Below are 11,011 nucleotides of genomic sequence, written 5' to 3'. Positions count from 1 at the left end.
AATTACAATAGTTAACCAATACTGGCTTGAACATTGTTTTTTCCTCGTTCTGAACTATCAACATTGCAGCACTGGAAGGCTTTCTCTAAAATACATCTAACTTAAAAAAGAGATTGGAAACTCATGGCTCAATATATTTATACCATGTCGCGGGTGAGCAAAGTTGTGCCACCTAAGCGCACTATTCTAAAAGACATTTCTTTATGCTTTTTCCCGGGCGCTAAAATTGGTGTTTTAGGTCTTAATGGTGCAGGTAAGTCGACCTTACTTCGCATTATGGCGGGTGTGGATAACGAATTCGAAGGCGAGGCACGTCCGCAACCTGGTACTAAGATTGGCTACCTACCGCAGGAGCCTGTATTAGATGAAAGCAAAACCGTTCGTGAAACGATTGAAGAAGCGGTTGGCGAAGTCAAGCGCGCCCTAAGTCGATTAGATGAAGTGTACGCTGAGTACGCAATGGAAGACGCTGACTTTGATGCGCTAGCCAAAGAGCAAGGCGAATTAGAAGCTATTATCCAAGCACATGACGGTCATAACCTAGATAATGCGCTTGAGCGCGCTGCCGACGCACTTCGTTTACCAGAATGGGACGCAAAAATTGAGCATCTCTCTGGTGGTGAAAGGCGCCGTGTTGCTATCTGCCGCCTATTACTTGAAAAACCAGATATGTTGCTTCTTGACGAACCAACTAACCACTTAGATGCCGAGTCAGTTGCGTGGTTAGAGCGATTCCTTCATGACTACGAGGGCACCGTGGTGGCGATCACCCACGACCGCTACTTCCTAGATAATGTAGCTGGCTGGATTCTAGAGCTTGACCGTGGCCATGGCATTCCTTGGGAAGGTAACTATTCTTCATGGCTTGAGCAAAAAGATGCGCGCTTGAAGCAAGAAGAAAAGTCAGAGAAAGCACGCCAGAAGTCGATTGAAAAAGAACTTGAGTGGGTGCGCTCAAATCCGAAAGGTCGCCAAGCTAAATCTAAAGCACGTATGGCGCAGTTTACTGAGCTTCAGCAAAACGACTATCAAAAGCGTAACGAAACCAATGAGCTATTCATTCCACCTGGCCCTCGCTTAGGCGACCAAGTGATTGAAGTAAGCAACTTACGTAAGAGCTTCGGTGACAGATTGTTGATTGACGATTTGAACTTCAACGTACCTAAAGGCGCAATTGTTGGGATCATCGGTGCAAACGGCGCGGGTAAATCAACGCTGTTTAGAATGCTAAGCGGTCAAGAGCAGCCAGATAGTGGTAACATCACTATTGGTGAAACAGTGGAAATCGCCACAGTTGAACAGTTCCGTGATGACATGGACGGTAATAACACCGTATTCCAAGAGATCTCTAACGGCCAAGACATTCTTAAAATTGGCAACTTTGAAGTACCGAGCCGCGCCTATGTTGGCCGCTTTAACTTTAAGGGCAATGACCAACAAAAGTTTGTAAAAGAGCTTTCCGGTGGTGAGCGTAATCGTCTGCACTTAGCTAAACTGCTAAAAGCAGGCGGTAACGTACTGTTGCTGGATGAACCAACCAACGATCTAGACGTTGAAACGTTACGAGCGCTAGAAAATGCGATTTTGGAATTCCCGGGCTGCGTTATGTGTATCTCGCACGACCGTTGGTTCCTAGACCGTATCGCGACGCACATTCTAGATTACCGTGATGAAGGCCAAATCAATTTCTTTGACGGCAACTACACCGAATACGAAGAGTGGCTGAAGAAGACCTTTGGCGCTGAGGCGGCAGAGCCTAAACGTATCAAATATAAGAAGATTGGCTAACAATCAAAACATTAGTCTATCGACGATGATAATCTGAGGCTCCTCGTTAGGAGCCTCTTTTGTTTTTTAATACCTGCTTTACTTTATTTATCTAGTACGATCAAGGTCAATAGCGAATACTACCACTCCCTCCCAACCGGCGTAATTTATTGTCATTTTTAGTAGCGAGCACAATGATATAAGCTATTATTTACCTATACGGACTATTAGGATCAGTAATGAAAGAACGTCGACGTTTTTCCAGAGTTATTTTTTCAAACGAGGCACAGTTTATGGCCTCAAGCGGTGATTTTAGCTGTGAAATATTGGATTTATCGCTCAATGGGGCGTTGCTTACCCTACCCGATGGCTATGTGCCACTCAAAAACGACCCAGCAAGTTTAAACTTTTATCTACCAGGTAGTGATATCCAAATTACGATGGAGATAGAAGTTCGTCATGTTGAAGAGGGTCACCTAGGCGTACATTGCCGCCAAATCGACCTCGATAGTGTGACGCATTTAAAGCGCCTTATTGAACTTAACCTTGGAGATGATGATATACTACATCGCGAGCTGGAGCAGCTCACCTACGATGATGATTAATATCTATCGGACTTCAAGTTCGATTCAATAACAAAGAGAAAATTATGATTTTGGATTCTTTACAAGGATTTGTCCCTTTTATTTCCTATTTCGGCCTTGCCTACTTACTTACCTTAGCCTTTTTATTTATCTACTCCAAAGTTACGCCTTATTGTGAGTGGAAACTCGTCAAAGAAAACAATCCTGCTGCCGCAGCTGCGTTTTGCGGTACCTTAATTGGTTTTGTCTTGCCTATCGCCAGTGCCGCTATAAATGCAGTATCACTTATTGATTTTGCCGTTTGGGGAATTATTGCAGGAATCATGCAATTAATTACCTTCTTCATGGTAAGACTGTATATGCCAAAGTTATCTGAGAAAATCGAAAACAATCATATCAGTGCAGGTCTGTTCTTAGGTGGTGCCTCGCTTGCGACCGGAATTTTGAATGCCGCATGCATGACCTATTAAGGAGTCAAGATGAAAAGGAGTAGAACAATAAAATTGACTTTATTAATGGGCGCCACAGGAGGGTTGACCGCGTGTGGTGATAGTGACGAATCAGCCTTACTTTTTAAAGACGTTGATGAATGTACATCATTCGGTATTGAAGAAGAAGCATGCCAGTTTCAATATCAACAAGCACTCGACAGCCACCGTCAAGAAGCCCCCAAATATGCCTCTGAGCAGTTGTGCGAGAGCGACTTTGGCTTTGACCGTTGTGAGCATTCAGTTGGTGGGATCTGGCGTCCAATTATGGCGGGCTTTATGGTTGCTGCGCTTGCAGAGGCCGTCGATGAAGGCTTAGACATGATGAAAAAGCGCAAGAAGAAAAAGGCAGCTTACTTAGGCGGCACTTACTATTCTGGCGCAAAACCGCTGTATCGCTCTCGTGATGACTTCTTTAGCTATCGAAATGCGCAAAACGGGTTTGTCGCATCTGCAAAATCTTCTGGTACAACGTCGGTCAAAAGCTCGACCATCAATTACAAGCCGCGTGCCAGCTCCGTATCACGTAGTCGCGGTGGGTTTGGTCGTAGTGCTACTCGTAGTAGCGGTGGCAGTTGGGGCAGCTAAGCCAACCTTAGCTTAATAAAAGATAAGCCGAGGTTCACTCGGCTTTTTATTGAGTATTCTGTAGTTTACTTGATATCTATGCAATTGATATTAGACGGATCGATTTTATCCTTATGTTAAGAATTTCTATTGATGAACGCCCACACTGGCGTGAACAAGCAAAAGCTCACGGCTTTGAATTTCATACTATGTATGGTGAAAAGTATTGGGACGAAAGTGCATATTATCAATTTACGTTAAAACAAATTGAGCAAGACTTGGAAGACCCAAGTGATGAACTTCACCAAATGCTCTTACACCTTGTCGATCTAGTGTGTAATGATGAGTCACTTCTGCAACAGTTTGCTATTCCTGAGTCGCAATGGGAATTAGTGACTCGCTCATGGCGTCGTCGAGACCAAGCGCTCTATGGTCGTTTTGATTTTAGTTACGGTGGTAAGTCACCAGCCAAGCTGCTGGAGGCCAATTATGACACGCCCACCAGCTTATTCGAAACAGGTTATTGGCAGTGGCTATGGCTTGAAGAACAAGTGAAAGCCGGTAAACTGCCTCGTAATGCGGATCAATTTAATGGCCTACAAGAAGCGCTAATAGAGCGCTTTTATCAACTGCATAAATTCCACCGTGGTGCTCCCCTACACTTTTCTTGCTGCAAAGAAAGCATTGAGGACTTGGGCACCATTCAATATATGCGCAGCTGCGCGATGGAAGCTGGACTCAAAACGAAACAAGTTTTTATCGAAGATATCGGATTTCATGGCCAACACTTTGTCGACCTTGATGATTCAAAAATTCAATGGATGTTTAAGCTATACCCGTGGGAATTTATGTTTCAAGATGAATATAGTGAGCAGTTATCAAAAGCAAAAGTGCAATGGCTAGAGCCTGCTTGGAAAGCGATTTTATCTAATAAAGCAATCTTACCTTTGCTATGGCAAACCTTTCCCAATCACCCAAATCTGTTACCGGCATACTTTGAACAGGACAAGCATAAAATTGCAAACAGCGAGTCCGGCTATGTGAAGAAGCCGCTATTTTCTCGTGAAGGCGCGAATATTGAGATCCGAAAAGATCAACAACTGCTTGCACAGTCTGCTGGTGGATATGGCGAAGAAGGTTATATTTATCAAGCTTACTCGCCTTTACCAAAATTTGCAGGCTTCAATACGCTCATCGGCTCATGGATTGTCGGTGACAAAGCGGTTGGAATTGGTGTTCGTGAAGATAAAAGTCTGATCACCCAAGATCTTAGCCGTTTCTTACCCCATATCATTGTTGGCTAAATTCATCGGTTCCCCTAAACAAGTTAGTCGGTATGGAATAAATATGTTCCATCTCTCAAATTAGTGTTCAGCCAAGAATAAAAGCTTATAAAATTTATACCTTTTAGACAAACACTTGGCAAAACTCGCCGCAAAAATTAACACAAATTTAACTGGTGTACTAAAGTAGTATCTGGATTTTGCATCAAGCTGAGAAGGCAATACTTGGCTTGCTGCAACAGATTTTTGGAAAGTGCACTCAACAAATTGGAGTGCATAGATACGTTATGGATCACTTAGCGAGCTAGGAAGTAATACCAACTGGTATAAAAGCAGTCAGCCTCAAAAGTGTGAGACATAGTCGACTAAGGAACTCACATGACTCACTACAAAATAGGTACAGACATTAGTCAAAAACCCATTCCAGACGCAGTGAAGGTCGCAGTGATAGGGGCTGGTATGTCTGGTTTGTATAGCGCTTGGCGATTACAGTGCGAAACAGACGTTGATGACTTCGCCATTTTTGAGCGCAGCAACCGCACAGGTGGAAGATTAGACTCAGATCTTATCCATTTCAGAGATAACCGCGCAGGAGCAAAGCCTAACAGCACCATTACAGTCAAAGAAGAACAAGGTGGTATGCGGTTTCTATTTGAGGGTATGGATGACCTAATGGCCCTCTTTCTTAGATTGGGCCTAGAAGATCAGATAGTCCCTTTCCCTATGAATAGCGGCGGCAATAACCGGCTCTACTTTCGCGGTACCAGCTTTTCGGTAAACGATGCCGAACAAGACGACTATCATATTTGGTCAGCACTTTATAACCTCGACCCAAACGAGCAAGGTGTTAACCCCAAAGACATTATTAATGTTGTTTTTAATCGAATCTTGCAAGTGAATCCACAGTTTGATTCAAGGCCAGAGGTTCGCGGTCCAGAGTTTTGGCAGGATTTCCGTCTGCAATGTCAATGGCAAGGTGAACCGCTATATAATTGGTCTTTGTGGGATTTACTCACTGATATGGGTTATAGCCAAGAATGTATCACCATGCTGTATCGTGTTTTGGGCTTTAATGGCACCTTCTTATCGAAAATGAATGCGGGGGTTGCCTATCAGCTTTTGGAAGACTTTCCTGCAGATGTCGAATTTAGAACCTTTAAAGACGGTTTTAGCACCCTGCCAAACGCGCTGGTGGATAAAATAGGTAAAGAGAAGATTTACCTGCAAACGAGCATCGACAGCATCGCCTTTGATAAAGCAGACAATCTATATGTACTTAAGTACACCAAAACCGAGCAAGACGGACAGATAAGCGAAGGAACATTTAAAGCCGAAAAGCTTATTTTAGGGCTGCCAAGGCTCGCGCTTGAAAAGTTGTTCATAGCGTCAGATGTATTCAAACAACTACCAAAGCAGCGGCGCGATGCGTTATGGGATACATTGCAAAGCACAAGCAACCAACCGCTCCTGAAGATTAATTTATACTACGACACTGCATGGTGGGGAACCGGCATAACAGGCCGCCCTGCGGTGAGCTTTGGACCTAACTTTGCCGATTTACCAACAGGTTCTGTTTATCCCTTTTATGCTTTAGATGATGAACTCGCAGCCGCGCTTATGTATAACGAGCGTCATGCCGAGCCTAACTCAGAAACCCAACACAAACTCGAAGGGATAGAAGCCGCTAAATACAGTCGCCCAGCCGCATTGACTATTTACTGTGATTATTTGAATATTAATTTTTGGAGTGCACTGCAAAATAAAGGTGAGCTTTATCATCACCCTCGTGAGTCGGAACTCGTTGAATCTATTCCCAGTGATATATTTCCAGCCTCGGAAGCGGTTGTACGACAAGCGACACAATTCTTTAAAGACATTTTTAATACGCACTATGTCCCACAACCCACCCTCACGAGCGCTCGAGTTTGGGAAGGGAATGTAAATTTCAATGTGCCTGAAAATCTTCAATTTGGTTTTGGTGTACATCAATGGGCGATTGGTGCGAATGATAAAGACGTTATCGAAGATTTAGTGGAGCCGTTGCCAAATCTGTTTACCTGCGGTGAAGCTTACTCTGATTATCAGGGCTGGGTTGAAGGCGCGTTACGTTCGACAGATTTAGCGCTACAAAAAGGGTTTGGTTTAGCGCCACTAAGCGAAGTCTTTGAAACGGATCAAGGCTGTAGTTCATCAGAAGCAATACAAATCGCCTATCGGAAAATTGCTAATGAAGTGATTATGGAATATATCGATCCTAACTTTTCACCAAACACCAAAGACAAAGTAACGCTTGCTGATGCCAATAGTGTGTTTGGCGTCAACCTCAGTTATTTCGATAAGCCCTAACCCGCCTCTCTAGTAATGAGGAGTTTTTTACTCCTCATTATCCCTACCTTGCAGAACGAATTGATAGTTCTCGACCGATTAGAACCGTTCCGGCGTATTTCAAGTTAAACTAAGCTCCGCTGATCTGAGCCATGTGATAAGTATTCTACGCTTTTGTGATAAAAACGTGATAACTCCGTGAGCCTATCTCAATATCTTGCGGCCATGATAAGGAGACTGTTAACCCTAATAAGAAGAGTACATCATGAAAGCAAAAATCCTGACCACCCTAGTCGCAACGTGTTTATCAAGCGCTGCGCTGGCACAAGACCTTGAAGTAAAAATCACTAACCTCACTCACGGTATTTACTATACGCCTTTACTGGTGGCTGCTCATAATCAAGATACCGCTCTTTTTAAACTTGGTGAGCAAGCTTCCGAAGCATTGCAAGCTATGGCCGAAGGCGGAGACATTTCAGCTTTAGGGCAAATCCTCGAAAGCTCAAACGCCAACATGGTCGCAAACCCAGCTGAGGGGCTACTTGCACCCGCAAGTTCTACAATGACCATGATAGCCACTAGTGAAGGAAATACGCACCTTTCAATTGTGGCGATGCTACTTCCTACCAATGATGGATTTGTAGGATTAAATGCTTGGCCTATTCCAAGCGCTGCCGGCACCTATGAAGTTTACCTTAATGCATATGATGCGGGTACTGAAGCGAATAATGAACTGGTTGTCGAAGGCTCTGGTGCACCCGGTATTTTAGGGATCCCAGCATCGCCAGGTGTGGCTCCTGGAACTCAAGGTGCTGGCGTCACAGCAAGTGAAGAAAACACCATGGTCCATATTCACAGAGGCAACGTAGGTGACGACGAGCAAGTCGGCGGTAATAGCGATCTGCATAACACCGTGCACCGTTGGTTAAATCCCGTAGCTAAAGTAACAATAACCGTAAAATAAGGGGGAGCTATGAAAGCGAAATTAGCATTAATTGCCATGTCTGTGCTCCTGCTCAGTGCATGTGGAGACAATGACAATAATATGGTGATGCCAGAGCCTCCGGTTGAGCCAGAACCAGTTGAGTATGAGTTTGCCATCACTATCACGAACCTTACATATGCACAGCCAATGTCACCAATTGCAGTGTTGCTTCATCAGTCTGGCCATTACTTTACTGTTGGCATGCCTGCAAGTGAAGCTTTAGAACAACTTGCAGAGGGGGGAAATAACAATGACGTCATAGCCGACGAGATGACACTAGCATCCGTCTCAACGGATGGACCTTTGGGCCCCGGTGCAGAAACTAACCTCTCCATCAAAACTACAGACCTTTCTGAGCTAAAATTATCGCTATTAACCATGATGGTGAATACCAATGATGGATTCTCCGGTCTAAATGCTATAGACGTCTCTGCACTGGCCGTAGGCGAGATACAAATGTATCGAACGATTGCTTACGATGCTGGCACTGAGCTGAATAGCGAAGCCATGGGAACCATACCCGGTCCAGCAGATAGTGGTGAAGGCTTTAACGCAGAGCGCAACGATAATCACAATGTAGTATCGATGCACAGTGGTGTGGTTGGTAGTGATGATGGACTCCAAAGTTCAACGCTCACTAGTATCCATAAATTTGATAACCCGCTGCTTGCAGTCACTATCGAGAGAGTTAAATAGCCTATGCGCAAACGCCTGCCATAGGCGTTTGCGCTTTCATAAAGGGCTATTTATGTTAGAAAACGTGTTGCTAGTTGAAGATGACCTAGACATAGCGAGATTGCTCCAAGTGCATTTAGAGGAGTTAGCTTTAACGGTAACGCATGTTGCCGACGGCAGCCAAGTATTAACGGTTGCTAAAGCAAACGATTTTGCCGTGATTTTACTGGATTTAATGCTACCCAATATGGATGGACTAACCCTCTGTCGAGAGCTTAAGGCGCTTTACCCTATGAGTAGTATAATCATCGTCACCTCGAAAAGTAGCGAGGTCGATAGGATCATCGGGCTGGAAGTCGGTGCAGATGACTATATATGTAAGCCTTTCAATACGAGAGAGTTGCAAGCGAGAGTAAAAGCACAGCTACGCCATGTCAGGCAACTTAAGCAGTCAATACAAACCGAAAGTGCAGACTCCCCCAGTGATAAAATTGAAGTTGGGAACCTTATTATAGATGCCTGTTGTCATGAAATTTCGTTGGCTAATGTTAGGTTAGACCTCACCGCAACCGAGTTTGAGCTGCTGCAGTTTTTTGCTAAACACCCAAATCACGTATTTTCACGAACTCAGCTATTAGAATCAGTATGGGGCTACCAACACTCAGGTTACGAGCATACCGTTAATTCCCATATTAATCGTCTGAGGGCTAAGCTTGAAGCAATTTCAAATAATACGGTGATAGAAACAGTATGGGGTGTTGGTTATAAATTAAATTCAGCCTCTCTTAGCGGACAAAGCCTATGAAGCTCTCACTTTACAAAAAGCTTGCACTTACCTTATTTGTCACTTTCGTCGTCATCGCAGCAATTTTTGTGTGGTGGACTCAAGCGTTATCTCAAGTTTCTAAATCTCAAGCTGAGCAACAATTACACCTTGCACTCGCAACCCACCTTGTTGACGATAATCCTCTGATAAAAAAGGGAGTGTATGACTATGATGGCTTGAGTAATTTGTTTCACACCTTGATGATCTTGGGTCCTTCATTCGAGTTTTATTTCGTCTCCCCTGAAGGGAAGCTACTAACTTACTCTGCAACTCCAGGAGAGGTTAAACGCCAGTATATTGACATTACCCCGTTACAAAGGCTCCTAAAAAGCAATAGCCAACTTCCTGTATTTGGTGATGATCCGAGAAGTGTGAATGGCAGTAAAATTTTCTCTGTTGCTCCCGTATTTAATCAAGACATTTTACAGGGTTATCTATATATCATAATTGGCTCCTCAAAATACGATAGCATTATTGAGCAACTAAAAAATTCAGATAAGGTAATGCTTGGGGTTAGCTGGTTACTCGGCACTTTATTCTTTCTACTGATTGTCGTTCTGTTGCTGCTAAATAAAATCACCAAACCAGTGTCTAGATTGACTCAATATATAGACCAAGTCAGTCAAAACCAGTTTAATATAAGTCAAGATGCGCAAATAAACTGGCCCGAGGAGCATGATGAGATACATCAGCTAGGTCGCAGCGTCAATGCTATGCTGGATAAAATTCAGCAGCAATTAGCAACACTTAACCTCAAAGATGAACAACGTAGAGAGTTACTTTCCCAACTAAGCCACGATCTTCGCACACCACTTGCTTCACTGAAAGGTTACATAGAACTAATAGAAAAACAAACGAGTGACAAAAATATCGTTCCACACATCGAAATTGCCAGCAAAAATATAAATCAACTGAATCATCTTATCGCACAAATTTTTGAGCTAGCTCACTTAGAAGCCGGACATACCAAACTCCATGTTGAGCCCTTTAACCTGCTGGAGTTAATGTATGACGTCGCAGCAAAATTCAAGTTAAGGGCTGAAGCCAACCAATTACAGATAGTCGTATCCCCACCTCAAAGTACTTTGGTGATTGTCAGTGACATAGGAAAACTAGATAGAGTGCTGTCAAACTTAATAGATAACGCCATTAGACACACTGAAGCTGGTGGAGAAATTAGTTTAGTACTAGAAGAGTGTGAGGGTTATGCATATATCAAAGTAAATGATACAGGTATTGGTATCAGTGCGTCAGACCTACAACATATCTTTGATGCGAGTTTTCAAGCCAAAAATAGTAATAGTAATCGTAAACATAATGCAGGCCTTGGTCTCGCTATTACCAGTGAGCTGATCAAAATACTAAAAGGACGGATCAGTGTAGCAAGCGCACTTAATGAAGGCTGTCAATTCACCATCGTTTTGCCTTTGAAAGAATAAATCACTAAAGCTCGGAGCAACCAACTCCAATTTGGTATCGAGTACTCTGAGCTTCTACTCAAGATACACTAT

Annotated in this window: 10 protein-coding genes; all 10 read left to right on the top strand. The window is 43.5% G+C overall.

The window, feature by feature from the left end; translation table 11 throughout:
- The first annotated feature begins 123 nt into the window (after positions 1 to 123).
- The gene (gene ettA / locus L1D50_RS17620; protein WP_138523496.1) at positions 124 to 1,788 is read left to right on the top strand and encodes an energy-dependent translational throttle protein EttA; all 1,665 of its coding nucleotides are present in this window, start codon (positions 124 to 126) and stop codon (positions 1,786 to 1,788) included.
- A 218-nt stretch (positions 1,789 to 2,006) separates the two neighbouring features.
- Positions 2,007 to 2,372 (top strand): PilZ domain-containing protein, encoded by a 366-nt coding sequence (locus L1D50_RS17615; protein ID WP_128728038.1) that lies wholly within the window; start codon positions 2,007 to 2,009, stop codon positions 2,370 to 2,372.
- 44 nt (positions 2,373 to 2,416) lie between these two features.
- Positions 2,417 to 2,821 (top strand): DUF350 domain-containing protein, encoded by a 405-nt coding sequence (locus L1D50_RS17610; RefSeq protein ID WP_128728039.1) that lies wholly within the window; start codon positions 2,417 to 2,419, stop codon positions 2,819 to 2,821.
- A gap of 9 nt (positions 2,822 to 2,830) precedes the next feature.
- Entirely contained in the window at positions 2,831 to 3,427 is a 597-nt protein-coding gene (locus tag L1D50_RS17605; RefSeq protein ID WP_128728040.1) for a DUF1190 domain-containing protein, read from the top strand.
- A gap of 113 nt (positions 3,428 to 3,540) precedes the next feature.
- The gene (locus tag L1D50_RS17600) at positions 3,541 to 4,710 is read left to right on the top strand and encodes a glutathionylspermidine synthase family protein (protein WP_128728041.1); all 1,170 of its coding nucleotides are present in this window, start codon (positions 3,541 to 3,543) and stop codon (positions 4,708 to 4,710) included.
- Positions 4,711 to 5,067: 357 nt separating this feature from the next.
- Positions 5,068 to 7,035, top strand: a complete 1,968-nt coding sequence (locus L1D50_RS17595) for an FAD-dependent L-amino acid oxidase (RefSeq protein WP_239966505.1) — start codon at positions 5,068 to 5,070, stop codon at positions 7,033 to 7,035.
- A 244-nt stretch (positions 7,036 to 7,279) separates the two neighbouring features.
- Positions 7,280 to 7,978: a spondin domain-containing protein gene (locus tag L1D50_RS17590; RefSeq protein ID WP_239966504.1), complete on the top strand. Its 699-nt coding sequence runs from the start codon at positions 7,280 to 7,282 to the stop codon at positions 7,976 to 7,978.
- Positions 7,979 to 7,987: 9 nt separating this feature from the next.
- A complete protein-coding gene (locus L1D50_RS17585; protein WP_239966503.1) occupies positions 7,988 to 8,695 on the top strand; it encodes a spondin domain-containing protein in 708 nt (235 codons plus the stop codon).
- A gap of 52 nt (positions 8,696 to 8,747) precedes the next feature.
- Positions 8,748 to 9,479, top strand: coding sequence for a response regulator transcription factor (locus tag L1D50_RS17580; RefSeq protein ID WP_239966502.1), 732 nt, complete (start codon positions 8,748 to 8,750; stop codon positions 9,477 to 9,479).
- Complete coding sequence (locus L1D50_RS17575; RefSeq protein WP_128728046.1) at positions 9,476 to 10,939, top strand: HAMP domain-containing sensor histidine kinase; 1,464 nt, start codon at positions 9,476 to 9,478, stop codon at positions 10,937 to 10,939. Before L1D50_RS17580 ends, L1D50_RS17575 begins: the two co-directional genes overlap by 4 nt.
- Positions 10,940 to 11,011: the final 72 nt, after the last annotated feature.

Origin of the sequence: Pseudoalteromonas sp. Isolate6 (assembly GCF_022398435.1) — a bacterium.
GTDB classification, from domain to species: Bacteria; Pseudomonadota; Gammaproteobacteria; order Enterobacterales; family Alteromonadaceae; genus Pseudoalteromonas; species Pseudoalteromonas galatheae.
Note: the sequence above shows the minus strand (reverse complement) of the source record. Positions and strands in the feature narration are given on the sequence as shown.

Bases quoted from the DNA above. Each gene is read 5' to 3' on its own strand.
- L1D50_RS17580 (WP_239966502.1), top strand. From the start codon at position 8,748: ATGTTAGAAAACGTGTTGCTAGTTGAAGATGACCTAGACATAGCGAGA.
- L1D50_RS17595 (WP_239966505.1), top strand. From the start codon at position 5,068: ATGACTCACTACAAAATAGGTACAGACATTAGTCAAAAACCCATTCCA.
- ettA (WP_138523496.1), top strand. From the start codon at position 124: ATGGCTCAATATATTTATACCATGTCGCGGGTGAGCAAAGTTGTGCCA.
- L1D50_RS17585 (WP_239966503.1), top strand. From the start codon at position 7,988: ATGAAAGCGAAATTAGCATTAATTGCCATGTCTGTGCTCCTGCTCAGT.
- L1D50_RS17575 (WP_128728046.1), top strand. From the start codon at position 9,476: ATGAAGCTCTCACTTTACAAAAAGCTTGCACTTACCTTATTTGTCACT.
- L1D50_RS17605 (WP_128728040.1), top strand. From the start codon at position 2,831: ATGAAAAGGAGTAGAACAATAAAATTGACTTTATTAATGGGCGCCACA.
- L1D50_RS17600 (WP_128728041.1), top strand. From the start codon at position 3,541: ATGTTAAGAATTTCTATTGATGAACGCCCACACTGGCGTGAACAAGCA.
- L1D50_RS17590 (WP_239966504.1), top strand. From the start codon at position 7,280: ATGAAAGCAAAAATCCTGACCACCCTAGTCGCAACGTGTTTATCAAGC.
- L1D50_RS17610 (WP_128728039.1), top strand. From the start codon at position 2,417: ATGATTTTGGATTCTTTACAAGGATTTGTCCCTTTTATTTCCTATTTC.
- L1D50_RS17615 (WP_128728038.1), top strand. From the start codon at position 2,007: ATGAAAGAACGTCGACGTTTTTCCAGAGTTATTTTTTCAAACGAGGCA.